Here is a 25,131-nt window from a genome sequence, read left to right on the forward strand (position 1 = left end):
TTGCTAATTTGCCCATTGCCCTTTGATTCGTACCTTTGCCGCTTCAAAATTTTTGCGCAAGTATGATAACAGTGAATAATGTGACCCTATCGTTCGGAAAACGGGTATTATTCGATGAAGTAAACCTTTCCTTCAGTAAAGGCAATTGCTATGGCGTTATTGGCGCCAATGGAGCCGGGAAATCTACTTTTTTGAAGATTTTATCGGGAGAAATTGAACCTAACAAGGGAAGTGTTGACATAACGCCCGGCGAACGTATGGCTGTGTTAAAGCAGAACCATTTTGAATTTGATGAGTGTACTGTACTGAATACGGTATTGATGGGGCATAGTAAGCTGTGGAAAGTGATGCACGAACGCGATGCCATTTATGCCAAAGCCGATTTTACCGAAGAAGACGGTATTCGCGCCGGTGAACTGGAAGGCGAGTTTGGCGAAATGGGCGGTTATACCGCTGAAAGTGATGCCGCTACCTTGCTGAGCGAGCTGGGCGTTAAGGAAGATGTTCACTCTTTGTTGATGAAAGATATCAGCGGGGCTATGAAAGTGCGGGTGCTGCTGGCACAGGCATTGTTCGGCAATCCCGATATCCTGATCCTCGACGAGCCTACCAACAACCTCGACGTGGTGACCATTTCCTGGCTGGAAAACTTCCTGGCCGACTACGAGAACATCGTGATCGTTGTGTCGCACGACCGTCACTTCCTGGATTCCGTATGTACCCATGTGGCCGACGTTGACCGTCAAAAGATCAAGATCTACACCGGTAACTATACCTTCTGGTACGAAAGTAGCCAGCTGGCTGCCCGCCAGCTGAGCGATAAGAACAAGAAAATGGAAGAGAAGCGGAAAGACCTTATGGAATTTATCGCCCGCTTCAGCGCCAATGCCTCCAAATCGAAACAGGCTACTTCACGGAAGAAAGCCCTGGAAAAACTCGTTATTGAGGACATTACGCCTTCCAACAGAAAATATCCGGGTATCATCTTCAAGCAACAGCGCGAAGTGGGTAACCAGATCCTGAACGTTGAAAAATTATCGAAGTCGGTTGAAGGGAAAACCCTTTTCGCCAACGTCAGCTTTACCGTAAATAAAGGCGATAAAATTGCCATCGTAGCCGATGACCATCTGGCCATCACCGCTTTCTTCGAGATCATCAATGGCGAAATGGCTGCCGACAGCGGTAAATATGAATGGGGTGGCACCGTAACAAAAGCCTACCTGCCCAACGATAACTCAAAATATTTTGCAGAACAGGGCAACCTGAACCTGATGGACTGGCTGCGTCAATACGTGCCGCCGCATGTTACTGATGTAGATGAGCCTTTCCTGCGTGGTTTCCTTGGTAAAATGCTGTTTACCGGCGATGAGATCATGAAGAAAACAGGTGTATTGAGCGGAGGTGAAAAAGTACGTTGTATGGTGAGCCGTATGATGTTGCAGGACCCCAATGTGGTGATCCTCGATGAGCCTACCAACCACCTCGACCTGGAGTCCATTCAGTCGTTCAACGAAAGCATGACCAACTTTACCGGCATCGTCCTGCTTTCTTCGCATGACCATACCTTCATGCAAACGGTAGCCAACCGCATCATCGAGCTAACACCGAACGGCGCCATCGATAAGCTGATGAGCTTTGACGAATACCTTGAAAAAAAGCAGGCCAACAAATTACAATTGGCATAACTCGATAATAGGTGATATGTTAGCCCCGTCCTAGGTTTTACCAGGGCGGGGTTTTTATTTGGCAGTAGCAATAAATATTTATCTTTATCACCCTTGGCTTCACAGCAGGATCAGACACCTATCAACGTTCAACCATGAGCACAAAAGGCTGGGATAATTTCTGGAAAGATCAACGGCAATCGTTTTACGCGGTTATGAAAATGGCTACCGGCTATTTTGTAACCCAATTGGAAAAAAAATACCAGCTACAACCAACCGACCAGATCTTCGACTATGGATGTGGACCCGGCTTTGTGGCCGATGCCCTGGCCGGTAAACATATTCAGATAACCGGCGCCGATATCAACGAATTTTTTATACAACAGTGCCGCAGCAACCATCCCGGCGCTTTATTCTTCCTTATTACAACCGATGTGGCCACCAATAAAAAGATCCTGGAAGAACAGTTGCAGCGCCGGAAGTTCGATTATATCCTCGTCCTCAGCATCGTACAGTACCTGCCACACGAAAAGGACCTTGAAGAGATCATCCGTTTGCTTAGCCGCTTTCTGCAGCCGCAGGGCACCATGATCATAGCCGATGTGCTTGATGAGAACACTTCTTCCATCAAAGATGCATTTTCCCTTTTCCTGCATTGTATCAGAAAGGGTAGAATAGGGGCTTTTGTCGGTTTTATCTCGTACCTGTTGTTTTCCGATTACCGTACCATCTCGAAACAGAATAAGCTGCTCCACGTTTCGGAACAGGCTATCCGCGACATGGCCAAACGCCAGGAGCTGTCCTGCGAAAAAGTGATGGGGCTCACCCTGCAGCGATCGCGGTCAAATTACGTATTGCGTCATTCCTCCGTAAAATCGTCGGTTTAAGCCTGTTACAGGTGCATAAACTGTCATTTCATGCAATAAATGCTAACTTTAAGCGCTATTTACCTGTATGACTGATATCGCTTACTGTAAAGTGAAGATCAGCGGGGCTACCCAAACCAACTTCTTTTCAGAAGATGCCGTAAGTATCCTCTTTTGAAAAGACGCATAAAAATCAAACTAAAGGTTGTTGATCGGGAAGTACCTGATACTGTGCTTTTGTTTTTCCGTAGGCTGGCTGCTGGCCGCTGCCCAAACTCCGCGCCCCATGGCGTCTGGCTCTAACCTGCGCAAAAAAATGGTTCCTGCCCAACAACAGGTCGTACAGCTCGATACCTTCAGTATTGTTCCCGGTACCGTTTCTGTAGCGGGTATTCCCGACAGCTTGTACGACATTGACTTTGTAAACGCCCGCCTCACCTGGAAGCAGCTACCCGCCCTGGATAGTATTCTTGTTCGTTACCGCGTATTCAGAACGCGTCTGAACGCCGTGGTTAATCGCATGCAGTACGACAGCATCATGAATAATTTCATGGGTGCGCCTTTTGCCCCCAATTATGTAGGCGTTGGGGCAGGCGATAACTTTTTCAATTTCGGTAACATTAATTATAACGGCAGCTTTGGCCGGGGCATTTCCTTTGGCAACAGCCAGGATGCCGTATTTAGCAGCAACCTGAACCTACAGTTAAGCGGTTACCTGGCAGATAGCATCGAGATCGTGGCCGCCATTACCGATAACAATATACCCATTCAGCCAGATGGTACTACCCAGCAATTAAACGAATTTGACCGCATCTTTTTACAGTTCAAAAAAAAGACCTGGCAGCTAAGCCTGGGCGATATTGATATCCGCCAGCAGCAGCAAAGCTATTTCCTCAACTTTTATAAACGCCTGCAGGGTATTGCCTTCGAAACAACCACAGCCATTACCGACAGCATATCCAACAAAACCCTGCTCAGCGGTTCCATTGCCAAGGGTAAATTCACCCGTAATATATTGACGCCGCAGGAAGGCAACCAGGGACCTTATCGCTTACAGGGCGCCAATAATGAATTTTACTTTGTGGTGCTGGCCAATACCGAAAGGGTATATATCGATGGGGTGTTGATGCAGCGGGGCGAAGACCGCGATTATGTGATCAATTACAATACGGCGGAAATTTCCTTTACGCCCCGGCAGATGGTCACCAAAGACAAACGCATTGTGGTGGAGTTTGAATATGCCGACCGCAATTACCTGAACTCGAATATTTACATTACCAACGAAACCGATTTCAACCGGAAAGTAAAACTGCGGCTGGGATATTTCAGTAATGCTGATGCTAAAAGCTCGCCCATCAATCAAAGCCTCGATGCCGATCAAAAAACATTTTTGCGCAACCTCGGTGATAGTATAAGCAGGGCTTATTATCCCTATTCAACCCTCGATACCTTTTCAACCGGCGCCATCCTGTACAAAAAGATCGATACAGTATATAATGGCGGAGCCCGTGATTCCATCTTTGTGTATTCAACCAATCCCGACGAAGCGCTGTATTCCCTGTCGTTTATCGACGTGGGCGTTAATAACGGCAATTACGTTCCTGATCTCAACGGGGCCAATGGTAAAGTATATCGCTGGATTGAACCTGTTGGCGGCGTACCGCAGGGTTCTTTTGAACCGGCTGTCTTCCTGGTAACGCCAAAAAAACAACAGGTAGCCAACCTGGGGGTGGAGTATAATATTGGGAAGAATACTGTATTGAACACCGAGGTGGCCATGAGTAATTATAATGTAAATACGTTTTCGGATCTTGACAAAGCCGATGATCGCGGCTATGCGGCCAAAGTAGATTTTAAAAATGTCCTTCCTTTTAACAGATCTAAAAAGGGCCTGAAGCTGACGACTGATCTTGGGTATGAATATGTAGATGCCCGCTTTAAGCCGCTGGAACGGTTACGGAATATTGAATTTACCCGCGATTGGGGGCTCCCCTTGCTGTTGAATGTACCCGAACATGAAAATATTGTAACAGCCGGTTTGCAGGTATCGGACGCAAAAAATAACTCGCTGCGGTATCAGTTCACAGAATACAACCGCGGAACCAGTTTTACCGGTTTCCGCCATAGCGTTACCCATATTCAAAGTATCCGGCAATGGCAGCTGAATAACCAGTTGACGCTGTCGAATATAGATGCTACCAATGATAAAGGGTATTTCTGGCGGCCGACCATAAACATCTCCCGGCAGTTCAAGAAGCTGAAAAATTACACGATTGGCGGTGCCTATGCGGTGGAACATAATGCCATTCGCAATAAGTTCACCGATAGCATGGCTATACAAAGTTTTTCCTTCAGCCAGACCTCGGCCTTTTTGAAGTCAGACCAGAACATACCCAACCGCTGGGGTATTAACTGGTTCACCCGAACCAATTCTTATCCCCAGGGAACAGCTTTGGTAAAGGCCGACAAAAGTCAGAACGTAACAGTAAGTGGTGAACTGGCGAAAGATCCCCGCCACCAGGTACGGTTTACCAGTACCTACCGCAAGCTGCAGATCCTCGACAGCACCCTGAACCGGCAGCTACCGGAAGAAAGTCTGTTGGGCCGGGCTGAATACCAGGTGAATATTTTAAAAGGCTTACTGAGCGGCAACCTGCTGTATGAAGTAGGAGCGGGGCAGGAGCAAAAAAGAGATTATTCTTACCTCGAAGTGCCGGCAGGGCAGGGGGAGTTTACCTGGATCGATTACAACAATGACCGCATTCAGCAGTTGAATGAATTTGAAGTGGCCCTGTTCCAGGACCAGGCCAAGTTCATTCGCATCTTTACGCCTACCAATGTATACGTGAAGGCCAATTACAATACGTTCAACTATAGCATTAATCTTAATCCCCGCGCCGTGATCGATGTAGCGAAGGCTAAGAACCTGCGTAAGTTCATTTCGAGGGTGAACCTGCAATCCTCGTTACAGATCAGCAAAAAAGAAGTGGCCGATAAGATCGTTCAGTTCAATCCGTTCAGGTCGCCGTTGAATGATACTTCCCTGATCACCCTTACTTCCAATCTGGTAAATACATTTTCCTTTAACCGCTTCAGTACAAAATGGGGGTTCGATGTGACCAATGCCCGTAATGAATCGAAATCATTGCTTACGTACGGGTACGAAAGTCATAAACTCGATGACTGGACGGTGCGCGGCCGCTTGAATATCACCAGGATGTTTGCCATCGAGATGGCGGGCCGCACAGGCATCAACCAGCTCATTTCTTCCAATCCGAAATTCGATAACCGCAATTACAGGATCAACCAGTATTCGGCAGAACCCCGGCTCACTTTTACGAAGGGAACCAATTTCAGGATGGGGGTAGGTTATAAGTACAGCGATAAAGAAAATACCCAGGGCAGCCAGGAAAGATCAATAGCGAATTCGCTGAACACCGATGTGAAGTATAACATATTGCAGAACACATCCATAATGGCGAAATTCACTTACACCGGTATAAGCTTCTCTTCGCTCGATAGTGTGCCTAATGTAAACTCTTCATCTGGCTATATCATTCTGGAAGGATTAATGCCGGGCAAGAACTTTTTATGGACGCTCGATCTTACCAAACGTCTTTCGAACAATCTTGAGTTCAGCATGCAGTATGAGGGGCGTAAACCTGGTACTTCCCGTATTGTTCATATCGGACGGGCTTCTATCCGGGCGCTCTTATAAGGCGGAAGGCACTCACCATTGACCATTGACCATTGACCATTCACCATTGACCCACTCACAACATCAGGCAATCTAAAAAGAAAAAGGGACCAACCTTTTCGGTCAGTCCCTTTTCGAATATAGTATAGTGAAAGATTATCCGAAGATGCCGCCTTTCTTCAGTGAACGGGTAGCTTCGCCGATCTTGAAACCATTGTGGTATACTTCGATCTTGTAGTTACCTTGTTTGAAAGGGCTGTTTTGTTTCCAGGCAAATTCAACGTGTTTGTTTTTGCCTTGTTCGAAATCCACAGGAACTTTAGCAGTGAATAATTTTTCACCTTCTTCACGAGTAGTGAATTTACCAGAACCTAAAGCTTCAACAGCTACTGGCTGGCCATCAGGACCAGTGATGCAAACATAAACATCAGTAGAACCTGTTTGGGCGATACGGTTACTAACGTCCATGGCAATTACCAGTTTGTCAACTTTCTTTGCAGAGGTTGTTTCTGATTCTTTGCCACCTTTTTTCTCGTTAACCGGTGTAACAGAGATGTTAGTTGCGTTCAGTGTAGAAGCTACATCAACTTTTGCAGCTAACTCATCTTTTTGTTGAGTAGTAGTTTGCAGGTCAGTTGTGAGTTTTTCTTTGTCAGCTGTTAACTGCGTTTTTTCGGTAGTCAGGGTTTGATTTTCCTGAGTTAAACGGGCAACTTCAGCTTCAAGGTTAGCGATCTTGTCATTCAGCTCACCGATTAAAGACTGGGCTTTCTTCTTTTCGCTTTCAGACAGACGTTGTTTTTTCAGGATGCTTCCGATCTGACCTTTCAGCTTTTGAATTTCGCTGGTTTTGTCATTCACTTTACCTTCCAGTTCATTGTTGTAACCGGTTAATGAATCCAGGCGGGTTAAAGCAGCATCGAAGCTTTTTTGTAATTCATTCTTAGATGAATCTACTGCCACGTATTGTGTTTGCAGTTGTGTGATCTTTTGATCAGATTTGTTTTTGTCCCATAAAAAGTATCCCCAAGTTCCAAGAATACCTACGGCCAGCAAACCGATGATCAGGTTCTTTGAATCGCGTTTTGGGGGTGTGCCTTGTGGACTAGCGGATGGATAATTGGTTGTACTCATAATAAGTGTATGTTTATTTTGAAAGGTTATAAAATCGGGTTCAGTATTCGAGTATTAACGGGTTAGTTATACTTAGTGATTGGGTTTCGCATAAGGGTTTGACCAAAACCATGCCAGAATTTGACATTTACCCATTCCACAGGTCGGGGAAAAACGATGAAACGTAGTATTGTATTGTGTTACAGTTGTGTATAATTCATTATATGTCACCGCTTTTTTTGTGGTAATATTGCAAAGTTTAAACCACGATTACAGTCATGTCTGCAGAAAAAATTATATCCGATTGGAAAAAAAAGCTCTTTAAACCGGTTTACTGGTTAGAAGGGGAAGAAGACTATTTTATCGATAAAATTGTGCATTACGCCGAGCATAATATTTTAACGGAGGCTGAGGCTGGTTTTAATTTGACGGTGTTCTATGGAAGGGATGCAGACTGGACCCAGGTGATCAACGCCTGTAAAAGATATCCCATGTTTGCCGAGCGGCAGGTAGTTTTACTGAAGGAAGCGCAACATATGCGTGATATCGACAAACTGGAATCGTATATTTCCCAACCCTTATCATCAACTGTTTTTGTAGTTTCATACAAAGAAAAGAAAGTAGATGGCCGCACACAACTCGCCAAGCTGCTTAAATCGAAGGCCGAGTTGTTTACTACCAAGAAAATGTACGATAGCCAGCTACCCGAATGGACGAACGAACTGGTTAAAGGCAAGGGGTACACTATCTCGCAAAAAGCAGTGTTGTTACTGGTTGATCATATTGGTAATGACCTCAGCCGCATAGATAATGAGGTAGATAAAATGCTGGTGAACCTGGGTACCAGGACCAACATCACCGAAGACGATATTGAAAAATATGTTGGCGTAAGTAAAGAATACAACCCATTCGAATTACAATCGGCCATGGCTGCCAAAGACCTGCCCAAAGCCATGCGCATTATACAATATTTTGAGGCTAACCCGAAAGCAGCGCCCATACAATTGGTATTACCTACACTATACAACCTGTTCAGTAAGACCTATATGATTTTCGGACAAACGGCCAAGGATGAAAAGACCATAGCCGCCAACATCGGTGTGAATGCCTGGTTCGTCAAAGATTATTTACTCGTAGCGCGTAATTATGGATATAACGGTGTTGAAAAAGCGCTGTTGCTGTTACATCATTACAACCTCCGCAGTGTTGGTGTAAATGATACAGGATCATCCGATGCTTCGCTGTTAAAGGAAATGGTGGTGAAGATGGTAAACTAATGTGATGATCTGATAATTAGCAAATGTGATAATGCCTGTATTTCATTATCACATCATCACATCATCACATTATCAAATTACTGCCCAAGTACACGTAATGTATCTTCTTTATCCTTCTCAAGTTGTTCAACTAAAGCTTCAAGCCCGTTGAACTTAACTTCGGGGCGCAGGTATTGTTTTACATATACACGTAATGTTTTGCCATAAATATCTTCATTGAAATCAAAGATATTTACTTCAATCACCCGGTCGGTGCCGCCAATGGTAGGTCTTATGCCTATGCTCATCATGCCGGAAAGCAGGTCTGAGGTCTGAGGTCTGAGGTCTGAAGCCTGACTTCCGGCTTCCGGCCCCGGATTTCTGATTTCGGCTTTCACCGCGTAAATCCCATTTCCGGGGATGAGCTTTTCTTCATTTTCAACACGCAGGTTGGCAGTGGGGTAGCCCAGCGTTCGGCCGAGCTTATTGCCGTCGACCACTGTGCCTTCAAAAAAGAAATCGTATCCCAGCAAGGTGTTGGCTCGTTCGGTATTACCCTGTAAAATGGCTTCGCGGATACGGGTTGAGCTAACGGTATTGTCATTGATCACATGGGCCGGAATTTCCATTAGCTTGAAACCAAGCCGGTCGCTGTATTTTTCCAGTAATTTGTAGTCGCCCTGTCGATCCTTGCCAAAACGATGGTCGTAGCCGATGATAACCGTGTGCGGATGGAACTTTTCAACCAGGAACTGTTCAATGTAGGCTTCGGGGCTCTGTTGCGAAAAAGCATCGGTAAAGGGCACTACTACCAGGTGATCGATGCCGTTTTTATGCAGCAGTTCAATCTTTTCGTCGATCGTATTGATCAGCTGAATACCCGGCTGGCCGCTAACGATCACTTTGCGCGGATGCGGATGGAAGGTGATAATGACCGTTTCGCCGCCGATGCGCGCTGCCTCCCGTTTCAATTGCTCCAGGATGCTCTTGTGGCCGGTATGCACTCCATCGAACGTACCTATGGTGACTACAGCCCTGTTAAAGGCGGGAATAGTATCGGTTGAAAAGTAAACTTTCATAAATGCGGTGCGAAAATACAATCTGAAATCGGAAGTCGGAAGCCGGAGGCCTGATTTAGAGATTTCGGGATTTCGAGATTTTGAGATTTCGAGATTTCGAGATTTTAAGATTTCGAGATTTTGAGATTCGCATTTCGTGAAATCAGCAAATCCCGAAATCCCGAAATCAGAAATCAGAAATTTCCGTCTTACCTTTGGCGATTCATAAGATAATCAAAATCAGTAATGAGTTTATATTCACAACGCGGTGTTTCTGCCCAGAAAGAGGAAGTTCACAAGGCTACGGAAAAACTGGATAAAGGATTGTATCCCCATGCTTTCTGCAAAATATATCCTGATTACCTGACCGGTAGCTCCGATTGGGTGAATGTAATGCATGCCGATGGCGCCGGAACCAAAAGCATCCTGGCTTATTTATACTGGAAAGAGACCGGTGACCTGTCGGTTTGGAAAGGCATTGCACAGGATGCAGTAGTGATGAACCTCGACGACCTGCTATGTGTGGGTATAACTGATAACCTGTTATTTTCTTCAACCATCGACCGCAATAAAAAGCTGGTGACCGGCGAAGTGCTGGAAACCGTGATCAATGGCACCCAGGAGCTGTTCGATTCGCTGAAACAGTTTGGCGTGAACATCCATTACCTGGGCGGCGAAACGGCCGACGTGGGCGATGTGGTGCGCACCATTGCGGTAAATGGCACCATGACGGCCCGCTGGCCCAAAAACCGGCTGGTGACCAACGAAAAGATCCAGGCCGGCGATGTGATCGTCGGCTTCAGCAGTTTTGGACAAACCGTGTATGAAACGGAATACAACAGTGGCATTGGCAGCAACGGGCTTACCAGCGCCCGTCACGATGTGTTAAGCAAGTTTTACGCGGAAACATTCAAAGAATCATACGAGAACAGCCTCGCCGATGAAGTGGTGTATATCGGGCCCCATCGCATGACAGATACGGTGGGCGCTGACAAACACCAGGTAGGTAAACTGCTGTTATCGCCCACCCGCACCTATGCGCCTTTGCTGAACGTATTCTTTGATAATTATTTTGAGGCCATTCACGGCCTTATTCATTGCAGCGGCGGCGGACAAACGAAATGTATGAAATACCTGCCCGGCAATTTCCGGGTTGTAAAAGATAATTTGTTCGAGCCGCCCATCATCTTCCAGCTTATACAAAAAGCCTCCGGCTCAAACAACCGCGAAATGTACCAGGTGTTCAACATGGGCCATCGGCTGGAACTGTTTACCGATGCCGCTTCTGCACCGTTATTCATGGAAGCCGCTAAAAAGCTCGGCATAGAAGCGCAGATCGTAGGCCGCGTAGAAGCAAGTGATAAAAAAGAACTGATCTTGAAGGTGGCAGGAGAAGAAATAGTTTATTGATACGGTTTACTAGTTTGGAGTTTATGGTTTATGGTTTATAGTTTATGGTTGTTCAGTATTCAGCCTCGCGACTACCCCTAAAATAAAAACACTTATGAACTGAACAACTCAATAACTGAACAACTCAATAACTCAGGAACTCAATAACTCAGGAACTGAATAACTCAGGAACTGAATAACTCGTGAACTATGAACTTTAAACTTTAAACTTTGAACTTTGAACTGTGAACTGTGAATGAACTTTGAACTAAATAACTTGTATACCCGCATCCCGGTAGGGTTTTAATATCGGATCCTCCGGCGGTAACTCCGTAATAAGCATATGAATTTTGCCGATCTCGCAGATGTGTATGGGCTGCAGGCTGTTGATCTTTTCCGCAATGCTCAGGCAAACCACTTTTTGGGAAGATTCGATCATGGCTTTTTTCAACTGAACAACATCCCAGTCGCTATCGGTAATGCCGTCTTTCAGACTGATGGCGTTAACGCCTAAAAAACACAGATCGGCCCGTATCCTTTTGATCTGGGTAATAGCCTCGCCGCCCGTTGTGATCTTCGAATTCTTGGAAACCTTGTCGCCAATAGCGATCACATCAACCGACGGGTGCTGCATATATTCAAGAATGGCCGGTATGCTGCCAGACACGAACGTAGCTTTTAACCGGGGCGGTAAAGCCCTGGCCATTTCAATAATGGTGGTGCCCCCGGTGGTAAGCACGAACATGCCGTCATGTATCAACGACGCGGCTTTGCGCGCAATCGTCTTTTTATGATCGTGGGAATAAATATGCGAGCCGGTATAATGCACCTGGCTGAAAGAGTGTGACAGCGCGCCGCCATGTACTTTAATGATCTTCCCCTCTTCGGCCAGTTCCTGCAGGTCGCGCCGGATCGTGTCTTCCGATACATTCATATCCCTGCTGAGATTCGATGACATTACTTTATTGTGCAGGTTCACCTGGTGCAATATGTAAGCTTGTCGTTCTTTCTTTAACATGTTCGTTGAAGGGTATAATTCCAGTGACGGTTAAAATGGGAAAGCTATAGAAAATCCTGTATAAAATTTGCAAAAATTTCGCTGAAACTGTCAAGTCTTCGCCTTGCGTATGAGCGCTGAATGCAAAACAAAAGGCCATTCCCTGAATGAAAATGGCCCTTCCTCTTATATGCTTTATTCGTTATTTAAACGGCAGGCTGTTTCTTTTTTTGGATCCGGAAGTTGACTTCGAAATAGTATTGAGCCGGTGGCAGCTCGTCGGCTGACAATTTCAGTTTGTTATCAAAAACCCGTTTCACTTCATCTTCCAGTAATTTTTGCATTTCCCTCCGGGTAAGCGGTTCACTAATGGCGGGATGTGTGTCTGCTTCCAGTCCTACAGAAGTCAAACTCGTTATGGCCTTTATTTCAGGCGGCGCCTGATCATAAAATTTTATATTATTCACCTCACCGTTCTTATTTACTGCCAATGAAAAATACACAACGCCTTCTACATGGTTGTCCATAGCTTTTTTGGGGTACCGGGCACTGCGGCGGTAATGCCATGCAATTTTGAAAAGAATAGAATCTTCATCAATATGTTTTGAATCTTTGCCAGTGTTTGCCGTGAGGTGTCTGCTCACTTGCAATGGTTGTGTTGCATTACCGGCTGGCTGTCGTGTTGCAGCCGGCGTAGCTTTGGGAACAGGGTAGGCCGATGGTGAAGGTGCCGGCTCACTAACGGCAGCGGTGGTTTTTTGCCTGCTGTTCACAATACCTTCCAGTATCTTTTTGGCAACAGCTTCCTGATTGCTGGTGTTGCTGATAAAGGCCAGGTCTTTTTCATTGTCGATAAAACCACATTCTATCAGAACAGCAGGACAGGGGGTTTGTTCAAGCACCCAGATGTTCTTTGTCCGTTGCTTTAAGGTCATATCGGTAGTGTATATCTTACTCAGCTCCTGTGCCAGGGCAGTGCCCAGTTGTTTCGATTGGTTCGTACGTTCATTTTCCTTGTTCGATACCCATACCTCAAAACCACTGCCGGCATCGCCATTCGGTTTGTCACTATGTGATATATGGATTGAGATGTACATGTCGGGTTTGATCTTTTCAGCAAGTGCCGTACGGGCTCTTAACCCATCGTTTTTGTCTGTTGTACCGGTCGGCAGATTATTATCGGTGCGGGTCATTACCACGTTCACATTATACGAAGGAGCGAGCTGCTGAATCTTCTGGCTTATCTGTAAAGTGAGGTCTTTCTCGGCGACCTTTCCGTCTTTACTGTAAGCGCCGGCATCTGAGCCGCCGTGACCGGCGTCTATAATTACGGTGATGGGCGTTTTGTTAGGTCCGGTATAGTAAATGTTCTTTAAGGCATTGGCCGACCGTTGCGCATATAAGGCAACGGTGCAGAATACAAGGGCCAATACGGGCAGCGCCATGAGGCGGCTGCGATAGCTGTAACGGGTTGACTGGTTGTTGGTAATCATGGCTATACGTCTTTTTATATGGTTTTGAAAAAAGTGGTTGGTAATGGAGCCGTTTTTGGTTTTCAGTGTTTGCAGCACCAGTAATTCTGCATAGGCATAGCGGTCGCTGTCCGAGATGGCGTATTGATCGGCCAGGAATTCGTGAATAGCCTTCAATTCTTTTTTAAGCAAATGAAAGAATGGGTTGAACCAGAAAAAGGCGGTGATGATCTCTGCGAGAACGATATCAGCAGAATGCTTTTGCTGTACATGGAACAGCTCGTGACGGAAGATCTGCTGCCCTTCGCGGCTATTGAAGGATAGGTCGTTATTCCAGAAAATTGACCGGAAAAAGGAGAAGGGTGTATTGGGTTCCCGGGTGGTGTAGAACTTCAGTTCTCCAATGCGTTCGAACGGATACCTGGTTGAGATCTTTCTGATGTACATAAGGGACCTTGCCAGTGTCCAAAGCAATAGCATAATGCCTGCGCTGTATATCAGGTACAGCATATTTTCCAAAGTAAACAGTTTTGCCAGCGTACCTGGTGCGGATTGCAACCCGTCGTCCTCGCCATAATTCACCGTTAGCACTTCCAGGGTCTGGTACATGACCTGGTTCACCCCGTTTTGCGGTTTGTTCCATACCGGGATCCTGATGAGGGGCAGCGTCACCGAGAACAGGAGGGTCGCCTGCAGGTAAAACCGGTTGTAATGGTGGAACCGTTTGTTGCGTAAAAAGAGCCAGTAATAGCCCAGCAGTATGCCGGAGCACAGCATAACTTTTCCCAGGTACAGCAAAAAGGTCATTGTTGTTGGTTTTTGGCGTTTTTGATTTGTTCCAATAAGGCTTCCAGCTCTTCCTCGCTCAGTTTGTTCTCGCTCACGAAGTGGGATAACAATTTGGCGGGCGAACCTTCAAAATATCCTTTTACCAGCTGGTTGATACTTTTCTTACCGTACTCGGCTTTGCTCACCGCCGGCTTGTACTGGTTGTTGCGACCCTGTACTTCGAATGTTACAAAGCCTTTCTCGATCAGTATTTTAAGAATGGTGGCCACCGTGTTGGAATGCGGTTTGGGCTCGGGCATTTTATCCATGATGTCTTTTAAAAAACCCTGTTTCAATTCCCAGAGGATCTGCATTACCTGTTCTTCGGCTTTTGTAAGGGATTTCATTGCAGCATTTTTATTGGTTTACTATAACTAATTATTTAGTTGTGTGATCAAATGTATAACTAATTTTTTAGTTGCCGCCATTCTGCTTGATTTTTTTCAAAATATTTTTGAAAAAGGTTACGATGGTATGATAAATGGTACTAATAAGTAGGTGTTTGCCCTATGTACGGGCGTTTTTGGGCGCTGAAAAGCCGGAGGAAGGTTGAACGATAGTAGAATTTATGTATTCGTGACTAATTATTAATCAATTATTGTCTGTTATAGCGTCGATTTTATCCACAAAAGCTATGAGGTTTGGAGATTGAGTGTTACTTTTGCAGACAGTACCGGATGGATTAACAGGTTATTAGCACCTGATTTGCAACCTCCCCCGAACATAGTTAGTCTTGCAAATGTTAGTATAGTACCCTTACAACATAGAAAGGCGATTTATAATCGACGATTAAAGTCATTTTTTATAAAGTAATATGAGACAGCTCAAAATTGCGACCCAGATCACGAATCGAGATTCGCAGGCGGTAGAAAAGTATCTTCAGGAAATTTCCAAAATTCCGATGATCACTCCTGAAGAGGAGACAGTACTGGCCCAGCGGATCAAGATGGGTGATCAGAAGGCATTGGATAAGTTAGTGCAGGCCAACTTGCGTTTCGTGGTATCTGTTGCTAAGCAGTACCAGCACCAGGGTCTTTCTCTTAGCGATCTGATCAACGAGGGTAACCTCGGTTTGATAAAAGCAGCCCAGCGTTTCGATGAAACCAAGGGTTTTAAATTCATTTCATACGCCGTATGGTGGATCCGCCAGTCCATTTTACAGGCGTTGGCAGAGCAGGGTAGATTAGTCCGCCTGCCTCAAAACAAAATTGGCACCTACAACAAGGCTAATAAAGCCTACATGGCTTTTGAACAGGAACATGAGCGTGAGCCAAGTACTGAAGAGCTGGCCGAGTTACTCGAAATGAGTGAAACCGAGATCAATAATATTTTTCAAAGCAATACCCGTCATACCTCGCTCGATGCTCCGGTACACGAAGCAGAAGACGTGGCCATGGGTGATCTGCTGGAAGGTGGAGACGATACCGATGATGATGTAATGAAAGATTCATTGCGTAACGAGATCCGCCGGGTGTTGAAATCACTCAGCCCGCGCGAAGCAGAGATCGTAAATGCTTACTTTGGCCTCGACGGTGAGAATGGCGTTACGATCGAGCAGATCGGTCAGAAATACGATCTTACCAAAGAACGTATTCGCCAGATCAAGGAAAGAGCCATCAAGCGTTTGCAGAAAGCACGCTACAGCAATGCATTGAAAGCGTATTTAGGTTAGTACAGTACTATAAAGAAACGAACCCCGGTTGGCTTACCGCCTTCCGGGGTTTTTTGTTACAAATACGCATAAATATTCGAACCTTCATATATCTGGTTCGTTATTTGAATGCTGTGGAAGGTCTACAATGTTTAAGCATTTCCGATTAGCAGCAATAGTCATGGGGATGATATTGGCTTCCTGCGAAAAAACAATTACGTTCAGGCCTGATGACTCAGCGCCCGTCGTAGTTGTGGAAGCTTCTATTGAGAACGGTCAGGCGCCCGTAGTGATCTTGTCCCAAAGCTTCAACTACTTTAACCAGATCAGCGCCGAGACGCTGGCCAATTCCTTTATCCGCAATGCAGTCATTACCGTCTCCAACGGTACGTTAACCCATACTTTAAAAGAATACCGGCAGGTGGTGGCTAACGGCTATTCCATTTATTATTATTCAAACGATTCCACCACCAATCGGAACACGGCTTTTGTAGGGGAGTTTGGCAAAACCTATTCATTAAGTATAAAGATCGACGAGCGGGAATACACGGCCACTACTACCATTCCCACGCTTACCAAAAAGATCGACTCCTTATGGTGGGAGGATGCGCCCAATGAACCGGATCCGGTTAAAGTAATAGTGATGGGACGCTTTATAGATCCGCCCGGGCTCGGCAATTATACCCGCTATTACACGCAGGTCGACGGCTTGCAGTTTTACCCCGGTTTTAACTCGGTATTTGATGACCAGTTGACTGATGGCGTTACTTACAACCTGCAGATAGAAAAAGGGGTTGACCGCAACAACGGCATCAACCTCGAGGAATATGCTTTTTTCGATCACGGCGATTCAGTGGTAGTGAAGTTCTGTAATATCGATAAGGCCACTTTCGACTTCTGGCGCACGATGGAATACAGCTACGCCAATATCGGCAACCCGTTTGCCGCACCTAATAAGGTGCTTAGTAATATTGAAGGCGGCGGCCTGGGGTATTTTGGCGGTTATGCAGCGCAGTACAAAACAATTGTAATACCGAAATAAAATACTTTCAGCGGTATGTATTTCTTTGCCCCTTCGAGGGGCGGCAGGGGAGGCCCCGTTATTCACACTCAATGCAGGTATCCTGCCTTTATCATTTTCGTAACTCATTTTCAGGTAAATTTGTCAACTTTTCTTTAGAATAAGGAGAATAACAGCATTATGGAAAGCGAAAAAATACATTGCCTGATTATTGGAAGCGGGCCCGCAGGATATACCGCCGCTATTTATGCAGCGAGAGCTAACATGAAACCGGTATTATACCAGGGGATCCAGCCCGGAGGTCAGTTAACTATTACGACAGAAGTGGAAAATTACCCTGGTTACCCCGATGGTGTACAGGGACCCGAAATGATGGTTCATTTTGAAAAGCAGGCTGCCCGCATGGGTGCCGATATTCGTTATGGACTCGCTACTAAGGTCGATTTTTCAGCGCCCCCTTTTAAAGTGTGGATAGATGAGGAGAAACTGGTGGAAGCAGATTCGGTTATTATTGCAACCGGTGCATCGGCCAAATGGCTTGGGTTGGAAAGCGAACAACGCCTGAATGGCTTTGGCGTAAGCGCCTGTGCCGTTTGTGATGGTTTCTTTTTCCGCGGCAAGGAAGTGGCTATCGTAGGCGCCGGTGATACAGCTGCCGAAGAAGCCCTGTACCTGTCTAAATTATGCACGACCGTACATATGTTCATTCGTCGTAATGAAATGCGTGCTTCCAAGGTGATGCAGGAAAGGGTTCAACGCACACCCAATATCAAGGTGTACTGGAATACCACTACCGATGAGATCCTGGGTGAGAACAAAGTAGAATCAGTGCGCATCAAGAATACAAAGACCGGTGAATTGCAAACCATTCCCATCAACGGATTTTTTGTAGCCATCGGCCACCAGCCAAACTCCGAGATTTTCAAAGGCTGGCTCGAAATGGATGAAGCCGGTTACCTGAAAACCATCCCCGGCACCAGCAAAACAAATATTGAAGGTGTTTTTGCCGCCGGTGATGTACAGGATAAGATCTACCGCCAGGCTGTTACAGCAGCCGGTAGCGGCTGTATGGCCGCTCTGGATGCCGAACGCTATCTTTCGGCCAAAGGCATCGTTTAGGCTCAACGCTTAACGCGGAACGCTTAACGCCGGACGCTTAACGCGGAACGCTAAAGGCTGAAGGCAAACGCAATAAGGCTAAAGGCTCAAGGCTGAAAGCTGAAGGCAAAATGCAATAAGGCTAAAGGCAAAACGCAAATACAGGAGAGCAGCGCTAAGGCGCTGCGGGAAGTATAATCTGAACGCTGAATGTTTGACGCGAGCTTACCATTTCGGAGGCTGGCCTTAAGCGTTCAGCGTTCGGCATTTAGCTTTTTCAGCGTTAAGCGTTCAGTGTCTTTTATGGCATTATTTTAGCAAAACAAAATAGAGTTATGGTTGTTATTGAGTTAAATCAGGTTAAGCTGCATGCATTTCACGGCGTTTACGAGGGTGAGAAGCTTACCGGAAGTGCCTACGAGATCAATGTACGGGTGGCTTATGAAGAAGGCGACAGTACATTTGACGATTTAAAAAATACGATCAATTACGTTGAAGTTCTCGACATAGTAAAGCAACGAATGCGGATGCCGGCCGGTCTTTTAGAAAAGGTGGCCTATGATGTAATAAACAAGATCAGGCACCAGTATCCATTCACCAGGGAAATAAGTTTTTCGATCTATAAATTAGAGGCCCCTGTTGAAAATTTTCAGGGGAAAATAGGCGTTACATTGCATAAGAAGTTTGATGGGTAAAATAGGAAGTACAATAGGGCTGTTGCTTTTTTTGTTAATCCTGCCATTCGAAAACAATGCACAGGATATCAATACGCTGTTGAAGGAAGCGCAACAGCTCGAAAATGCATTTAAAGAACCGGAAGCCTTACAGAAATACCTCGCCATCACCCGCCACCAGCCTACGAATTTGACCGCGCTCATTAAAACAAGCGAATTATACAGCATTTTAGGAAAACACCAGGGTACCAAGGAAAAGCAGAAAGAATATTACCGTAACGCCCGGGTATATGCTCAAAAAGCATTGCAGGTGAATCCCAACAGCTCCGATGCCAATGTGGTAATGTCGCTGGCCATGGGCCGTATGGCGCTTATTTCTTCGGGCGAAGAAAAGATCAAAGCGGTAAAGGATGTAAAATCCTATTCTGAAAAAAGCATTCAGCTCGATCCTGCCAACTTTAAAGGGTACCATGTGCTGGCCAAATGGCATTACGAGGTGAGCGACCTGAATACGGTGGAAAAATGGCTGGTGAAAGTAGCCTATGAGGCGCTGCCAAAAGCAAGTCTGGATGATGCCATCAGATTATATGAGAAAAGCCGTTCACTCAATCCTTCCTTTTTATTGAATTACCTCGAACTGGCCAAAGCCTATCACCGGAAGAACAACGACAAAAAAGCGGTGGAACTGCTCGAAACCATGCTTAAAATGCCCAATAAGATCGGCGACGATGGACACATAAAAGCAAAGGGGAAGAAACTTTTGGAAGAATACAAATAACAAATGTGATAATTAGCTAATTAGTTCATTATCGCAATTAACTATATGCCGGCAACACCTTATTTATCCAATTACCTGTATTCATTAGCACATCAGCACATTAGCACATTAGCTAATTAACCTGTATTTCATTATCACATTATCGAATTATCAAATTACTTTGTTCTTCCATTTCCCGCTTCTCATATACAAAAACGACGGTAAGAACAAACACACCCAATACAACCACTCACTCATCCAGCCATAGGTGATTGATAAGAAGAATTTATCTAATACGAGGTATATGTAAACACAGTATAGAACAATAGCAAATAATTCGATCAGTAACGACACCCGGCTATTGCCCGAGCCTGTAACTGCATTCAGGAATACAACCGAGAACGACATGATAATGATCGCGATAGACATTACCCGCACCACGGGAACAGCCGCTGCCACAAATTCGCCCGACTGGCCATAGAGGGAAAACAACAGATCGGGGAACAGGTTGAGCAAAATGGCGATTACGATGGCCGATCCCAGGCTCAGTTTGATCATTTTTCGAATCAGCACCCAAACCTGGTCCTGCCGGCCCTGGCCAATGATATTACTCACCATGGCATTGGTAGTAGAGCCAAATGCCCAGGTTACAATGCCCGACAGGCCAAGGATATTACGCATCGTGTTGGAAACGCCCAGCGCTATTTCACCGTGCGCATCGATGAGCAGGAAAAAATACTCCCAGCTTACAATGCTGATGCCGTGCTGAAATACCAGCGGGGCCGACATGGCAAATATGAGCCGTGAATTGTAGGCGTCCCACCGGAAGTTTTTGAACAAATGCAATTGTTTGCCGATACCTTTGTTCATGATCACCAGGTAGATCACCAGCAGTCCGGTGATCTCGGCAATGATCGAGGAAACTGCAGCCCCGTTCAATCCCATTTCCGGGAAACCGGCTTTACCAAAGATCAGCAGGTAATCGAGCAGGATATTGGTCACCGCCTCTGCAAGCGCGCCGCCCACCAGGTACTTGCTTTGATTGGTGCCTACCAGCAGTGCATTGCGCATTTGGTAAACAAACAAAAAGGGAAGTCCCCAGATGCGGATCTTGCAAAAAGAAACAGCCTGTTGTAAACGCTCGGCATCGTTGATAAAATAGCCGAACAAATGAGGAGTGATCGTATAAGTGATCAATATGCCCAGCAGGGAAATGGAAAGGCCGATAAACACCGCCTGGCTGAATAGTTTACCAATTTCTTCGGGGCGGTTCTCGCCGGCGCGCCGTGCGATCAGTGCCTGCAGACCATTGTTCAGGCCATAGCCGATGGCTGAAAAAATAAGATAATATACGCCGGTAAGGCCGGCAATGGCCAGTGCCTGTTTGCTGTAATGCCCTAAAAAAATATTATTGGTAACAAAATTGATTTGTGGTATCAAAATGGCAAAGCTGATAGGCGCAGCCATTTTGATGATCTGGCGGTTCGACAGTTCTACCTGAAATCCTGTATTTTTAGATAAGGCGGTCATAAAGGGGAGCAAAGGTAAGTTACAGGTTCCATGTTACAAGTTACAAGGCACAAATTGCGGTCTGTGAAATGATTGCAAGATTGCCGATTTTCAAGCCCTGACCTGAAACCTGTAACCGGCAACTGTATTTCCCGGTAACTGGTAACTGGTAACCAGTAACTGGTAACTGGTAACCGGCACCTGGTAACCGGTAACTGTATTTCCCGGTAACTGGTAACTGGTAACTGGGAACCGGTAACTGGTAACCGGTAACCGGTAACTGATTTGCCTGAAACCTGTAACTTGTAACCTGTAACTTGTAACTTATTTCGTAACATTGCAGCTTTTGATAACATTATGCTTAAGGCTAATTTTGATATTGTTCCTGAAATGAGGGATTCCGAAGAGCTTCGGAACAGTCAACTGCTCATCGAAGTAGGGGAAAAAACATTCAGCTTTGTCATTTACCATAAAGAGCAGCGTCGCTTTATCGGACTTCGGCAATACAATCTCGATTATACGCCTGGTAAAACCATGCTGGAAAACCTGCTGGACATTATTACCAACGATGAAGTTTTGCAAACGCAGTTCAAAGAGGCATTTATCATCTACAATTATACCGACAGCAACTTTTTACCGGAAAAAGTATTCCATATTGAACTGACGCAGCCCGTTACCGAGGTGGTTTATGGCAACGCCAAAAAGGGATTGTTGCTGAGTGAGAAAGTGATCGGCTGGAAAATGTACAATATCTACCGTGTTCCCCGCGAAATACATGCCCTGCTGCAACGGAAATTCTCTTCCGGCAACTACTGGCATTATTATACGCTGTTGCTGTATGATAACGAGGTGCAGCCTTCCGGCGACGAACAGGTAATAAAAATGGTCATGCGCGCCGATCAGTTCCTGGTGGCTGTATATAAGGGTTCCACCATTCAGCTGGTACAATCCTATTCGTATCAAACGCCGGATGATGTATCATACTACCTGCTGTCGATCTGCAACCGCTTTAACATAAGCCAGGACAAGGTTACCCTGATCGTTTCCGGATTGCTCGATGAACAATCGCGCCTGTACCAGGAACTGCTGAAATATTTCTTGCAGGTGCAATGGGATCGTTTGCCAGATTCGGTCAAACTGGACGCTTCGTTCGATACCTTTCCCTCGCATTACTTTTCACCGCTTTTGAAAATGGCATTATGCGTATAATAGGAGGTGAGTTAGGAGGAAGAAAGATCAATCCGCCGGGTAAGATGCCACATACCCGGCCTACCACGGATATTGCCAAGGAAGGACTATTTAATATCATCGAGAATAACCTTGATATAACTGCCTTACATACCCTCGATCTGTTTGGCGGTACGGGCAGCATCAGCTATGAGCTTAAATCGCGCGGCGCAGCAGCCTGCACCATTGTAGAGAAGGATCCTGCGATGTATGAATTCATCAGGAAAACAGCAGCCTCCCTGCACCTGGAGAACTTCAACGTGGTGAAGATGGACGTTTTCAAATTCATCAACCAGTGCACCAACAAATACAATTTTATTTTTGCAGGGCCGCCTTATGCACTGGGCACCATTGACGAATTGCCCAGGTTGATTGCAGAAAAGCAATTGCTGCAACCCGGAGGCTGGTTTGTGCTGGAACATACGCCCAGGAACAATTACGAAACATATCCGTTGTTTGCAACTTCACGTAATTATGGAACTACTATCTTCAGCATCTTCGTAAATAAAAATCTCTGATTTCGTTAGAGACCTGCCTGCCGGCAGGCAGGTCTCTAAATCTCAAAATCCCAAAATCCCAAAATCATCAAAGGGTGGAGCGAATATTTGTAACAGGTATAGGAACCGGCATAGGAAAAACGATCGTTTCAGCGATATTGACCAGGGCACTGGACGCCGATTACTGGAAACCGGTACAGGCAGGTTTTGCCGATGGTACCGATAGCGAATGGGTAGCGCAATGGCTGAAAGACACGGGTTCGGTTGTGCATCCGGAAGTTTACCGGTTGGCGAAACCCGCATCACCACATATTGCTGCCCGGGAGGAAGGCATTACGATCGATATAAAAAATATTATTAAGCATATTCCCATAAATAATCGTACCTTACTCATTGAAGGCGCAGGGGGATTATTGGTTCCATTGAACAATTCGGCATTCGTGGCTGACCTGATCAAAGCGATCGGCGCAAAGGTCATTCTGGTCAGTCGTAATTACCTGGGAAGCATCAATCATTCTTTATTAACGGCACGTGTGTGCCGGGAAATGCAATTACCGGTGATCGGATGGGTGTTCAATGACCAGTATCTCGATTATGAAGAAGAGATCGTACAATGGAGCAACTTTCCCAGGATAGCATCAATTCCCTATTCTGAAAACATAAACGGGACATTTATCAACACTCAGGCAGCTGCTATAAGAGCGCAACTGAAAGAATTACTATGATAAAAAATACCGTTAGAAAAGAGTTTTTGCAACGCAGGATGAACATGCCGGAAGAGGAGCTGCAACAACAAACTGCATTAATTGCCGCTAACTTCCGGAAACTGACACTTCCCCCCGTAAATTTTCTGTTGTCTTATTACCCGCTGGCAAGCCGGCATGAGTTCGACGTTTCCATTTGTGAAGACATATTGAAAGAGCAGAATCTGCTCTTGCGCGTGGCATGGCCAAAGGTCCATATCGACTTGCACGATATGGAAGCTGTACAGGTTGAAAAAGACGGCTTGTTTATCAAGAACCGGTATAATATCCTGGAACCCATCGGCGGGGCCATAATTCCGCCCCAACAGCTCGATGTCGTTTTTGTACCCCTGGTAGCATTTGATGAACGTGGATACCGGGTTGGGTATGGCAAGGGATATTACGATCGTTACCTGTCACAATGCCGCCCGGCCGCTATCAAGATCGGGTTCTCGTTTTTCGATGCAATAGAATACATTGAGGACATCGACGAATTTGATGTACCTTTAAACTTTTGCATTACACCGCATCGTATTTATGAATTTTAATGCTCCGTTGCTGCGGCCTTTCCGCATATTGTTGTTCCCTTTTTCCCTGTTATATGGCGCAGCGATCTGGATACGTAACCGATTGTATGACAAAGGCATCCTTAGATCAACCGGGTTTAACCTGCCGATCATCTGCATCGGGAACCTGTCGGTAGGAGGTACTGGTAAATCTCCCATGGTAGAATGGCTGGTAAAATACTTGCATAATGAAATGCAGGTGGCTGTATTAAGCCGCGGGTATAAACGCCGGACCAAGGGGTATGCACTCGCTGGTGAAAATACCACTGCCCTGGATATAGGAGATGAGCCTATGCAGTTCCATATTAAATTTCCCGGTGTTGCCGTAGCAGTTGGGGAGGAAAGGATCGTCGCCGTTCCCCAGTTATTGCACGACCGGCCCGAAACAAAGGTCATCATCCTCGATGATGCATTTCAACACCGGTCGATCAAAGCGGGGTTGAACATCGTATTGTCGAATTATGATAACCTCTTTACCCGCGACTGGATGATGCCTACAGGCGATCTGCGCGATGAGCGGAGTTCGTATAAACGGGCAGATGTCATAGTGGTAACCAAATGCCCGGTTAATTTATCGGTAGAAGAAAAAGAGGCCATTAAACAGGAAATAAAACCACTGCCTCACCAGCAGGTTTTCTTCTCTTCCATACAGTATGGATATCCTTACCACATTATCAGTAAAAAAGAGATTTCGCTGAGCACAACCACCGAAGTTTTACTGGTAAGCGGCATTGCAAATCCGCTGCCGTTAAAAAAATATTTACAGGATGCTACAAAAACGTACTATGAAATATTGTATGGCGATCATCATATCTTTTCCATCGACGACTGGAAGGATATCGTGAACCGGTTTAAGAACATCCCCACCCAAAATAAAATTATACTTACTACTGAAAAAGATGCCGTTCGTCTGGTAAAATTTGGACAGACCTTGCAAGATTACCCCTTATATGTAATTCCCATTGAGATCCAATTCCTTTTTAATGAGGGGCATCAGTTTACTGATATTATCAGTAAATTCATTACTGAATTCAGTATCACGAATTAA

General features: G+C 45.6%; 21 protein-coding genes. 15 read left to right on the forward strand and 6 right to left on the reverse strand.

The window, feature by feature from the left end; genetic code table 11:
- Positions 1–62: 62 nt before the first annotated feature.
- From JUB15_RS02265 to JUB15_RS02275, 3 genes are all read left to right on the forward strand, one after another.
- The gene (locus JUB15_RS02265) at positions 63–1,685 is read left to right on the forward strand and encodes an ABC-F family ATP-binding cassette domain-containing protein (protein ID WP_207510693.1); all 1,623 of its coding nucleotides are present in this window, start codon (positions 63–65) and stop codon (positions 1,683–1,685) included.
- A gap of 134 nt (positions 1,686–1,819) precedes the next feature.
- The gene (locus JUB15_RS02270) at positions 1,820–2,551 is read left to right on the forward strand and encodes a class I SAM-dependent methyltransferase (RefSeq protein WP_207510694.1); all 732 of its coding nucleotides are present in this window, start codon (positions 1,820–1,822) and stop codon (positions 2,549–2,551) included.
- Between the two features lie 265 nt (positions 2,552–2,816).
- Positions 2,817–6,248: a DUF8818 domain-containing protein gene (locus JUB15_RS02275; protein WP_242696164.1), complete on the forward strand. Its 3,432-nt coding sequence runs from the start codon at positions 2,817–2,819 to the stop codon at positions 6,246–6,248.
- 135 nt (positions 6,249–6,383) lie between these two features.
- On the opposite strand, the gene JUB15_RS02280 is transcribed toward JUB15_RS02275, so the two are convergent.
- Positions 6,384–7,361, reverse strand: coding sequence for a DUF8428 domain-containing protein (locus tag JUB15_RS02280; protein ID WP_207510696.1), 978 nt, complete (start codon positions 7,359–7,361; stop codon positions 6,384–6,386).
- 257 nt (positions 7,362–7,618) lie between these two features.
- Between JUB15_RS02280 and holA the strand changes: the two genes are divergently transcribed.
- Positions 7,619–8,617, forward strand: a complete 999-nt coding sequence (holA, locus tag JUB15_RS02285; RefSeq protein WP_207510697.1) for a DNA polymerase III subunit delta — start codon at positions 7,619–7,621, stop codon at positions 8,615–8,617.
- A gap of 77 nt (positions 8,618–8,694) precedes the next feature.
- Here the strand turns inward: holA and JUB15_RS02290 are convergent, their stop codons facing one another.
- On the reverse strand, positions 8,695–9,675 hold the full coding sequence (locus tag JUB15_RS02290; RefSeq protein WP_207510698.1) for a bifunctional riboflavin kinase/FAD synthetase: 981 nt from the start codon (positions 9,673–9,675) through the stop codon (positions 8,695–8,697).
- 225 nt (positions 9,676–9,900) lie between these two features.
- On the opposite strand from JUB15_RS02290, the gene JUB15_RS02295 reads away from it, so the two are divergent.
- Positions 9,901–11,064 (forward strand): AIR synthase related protein, encoded by a 1,164-nt coding sequence (locus JUB15_RS02295; RefSeq protein WP_207510699.1) that lies wholly within the window; start codon positions 9,901–9,903, stop codon positions 11,062–11,064.
- Between the two features lie 247 nt (positions 11,065–11,311).
- On the opposite strand, the gene JUB15_RS02300 is transcribed toward JUB15_RS02295, so the two are convergent.
- The 3 genes from JUB15_RS02300 to JUB15_RS02310 form a co-directional block, all read right to left on the reverse strand.
- Entirely contained in the window at positions 11,312–12,061 is a 750-nt protein-coding gene (locus JUB15_RS02300) for a DeoR/GlpR family DNA-binding transcription regulator (RefSeq protein WP_207510700.1), read from the reverse strand.
- 185 nt (positions 12,062–12,246) lie between these two features.
- Positions 12,247–14,319: an N-acetylmuramoyl-L-alanine amidase gene (locus tag JUB15_RS02305; protein WP_207510701.1), complete on the reverse strand. Its 2,073-nt coding sequence runs from the start codon at positions 14,317–14,319 to the stop codon at positions 12,247–12,249.
- On the reverse strand, positions 14,316–14,687 hold the full coding sequence (locus tag JUB15_RS02310; RefSeq protein ID WP_207510702.1) for a BlaI/MecI/CopY family transcriptional regulator: 372 nt from the start codon (positions 14,685–14,687) through the stop codon (positions 14,316–14,318). Before JUB15_RS02310 ends, JUB15_RS02305 begins: the two co-directional genes overlap by 4 nt.
- Before the next feature lie 467 nt (positions 14,688–15,154).
- On the opposite strand from JUB15_RS02310, the gene JUB15_RS02315 reads away from it, so the two are divergent.
- From JUB15_RS02315 to JUB15_RS02335, 5 genes are all read left to right on the forward strand, one after another.
- On the forward strand, positions 15,155–16,012 hold the full coding sequence (locus tag JUB15_RS02315) for a sigma-70 family RNA polymerase sigma factor (RefSeq protein WP_014217201.1): 858 nt from the start codon (positions 15,155–15,157) through the stop codon (positions 16,010–16,012).
- 160 nt (positions 16,013–16,172) lie between these two features.
- Entirely contained in the window at positions 16,173–17,033 is an 861-nt protein-coding gene (locus tag JUB15_RS02320) for a DUF4249 family protein (protein WP_242696165.1), read from the forward strand.
- 159 nt (positions 17,034–17,192) lie between these two features.
- On the forward strand, positions 17,193–18,131 hold the full coding sequence (trxB, locus tag JUB15_RS02325; protein ID WP_207510704.1) for a thioredoxin-disulfide reductase: 939 nt from the start codon (positions 17,193–17,195) through the stop codon (positions 18,129–18,131).
- 314 nt (positions 18,132–18,445) lie between these two features.
- Positions 18,446–18,805, forward strand: a complete 360-nt coding sequence (locus tag JUB15_RS02330) for a dihydroneopterin aldolase (protein WP_207510705.1) — start codon at positions 18,446–18,448, stop codon at positions 18,803–18,805.
- A 22-nt stretch (positions 18,806–18,827) separates the two neighbouring features.
- Entirely contained in the window at positions 18,828–19,562 is a 735-nt protein-coding gene (locus tag JUB15_RS02335) for a tetratricopeptide repeat protein (RefSeq protein WP_207510706.1), read from the forward strand.
- Between the two features lie 150 nt (positions 19,563–19,712).
- On the opposite strand, the gene JUB15_RS02340 is transcribed toward JUB15_RS02335, so the two are convergent.
- The gene (locus tag JUB15_RS02340) at positions 19,713–21,071 is read right to left on the reverse strand and encodes an MATE family efflux transporter (protein WP_207510707.1); all 1,359 of its coding nucleotides are present in this window, start codon (positions 21,069–21,071) and stop codon (positions 19,713–19,715) included.
- Between the two features lie 336 nt (positions 21,072–21,407).
- On the opposite strand from JUB15_RS02340, the gene JUB15_RS02345 reads away from it, so the two are divergent.
- The 5 genes from JUB15_RS02345 to lpxK all read left to right on the forward strand — a co-directional run bounded on the left by JUB15_RS02345 (position 21,408) and on the right by lpxK (position 25,131).
- Positions 21,408–22,259: a DUF3822 family protein gene (locus JUB15_RS02345; RefSeq protein ID WP_207510708.1), complete on the forward strand. Its 852-nt coding sequence runs from the start codon at positions 21,408–21,410 to the stop codon at positions 22,257–22,259.
- Entirely contained in the window at positions 22,250–22,795 is a 546-nt protein-coding gene (locus JUB15_RS02350; protein WP_207510709.1) for an RsmD family RNA methyltransferase, read from the forward strand. Before JUB15_RS02345 ends, JUB15_RS02350 begins: the two co-directional genes overlap by 10 nt.
- Before the next feature lie 74 nt (positions 22,796–22,869).
- Positions 22,870–23,499 (forward strand): dethiobiotin synthase, encoded by a 630-nt coding sequence (gene bioD, locus JUB15_RS02355; RefSeq protein WP_207510710.1) that lies wholly within the window; start codon positions 22,870–22,872, stop codon positions 23,497–23,499.
- On the forward strand, positions 23,496–24,065 hold the full coding sequence (locus JUB15_RS02360) for a 5-formyltetrahydrofolate cyclo-ligase (RefSeq protein WP_207510711.1): 570 nt from the start codon (positions 23,496–23,498) through the stop codon (positions 24,063–24,065). The genes bioD and JUB15_RS02360 overlap by 4 nt, the downstream gene beginning before the upstream one ends.
- Positions 24,055–25,131: a tetraacyldisaccharide 4'-kinase gene (gene lpxK, locus JUB15_RS02365; RefSeq protein ID WP_207510712.1), complete on the forward strand. Its 1,077-nt coding sequence runs from the start codon at positions 24,055–24,057 to the stop codon at positions 25,129–25,131. The genes JUB15_RS02360 and lpxK overlap by 11 nt, the downstream gene beginning before the upstream one ends.

Source organism: Longitalea luteola, assembly GCF_017356035.1.
GTDB lineage: Bacteria > Bacteroidota > Bacteroidia > Chitinophagales > Chitinophagaceae > Niastella > Niastella luteola.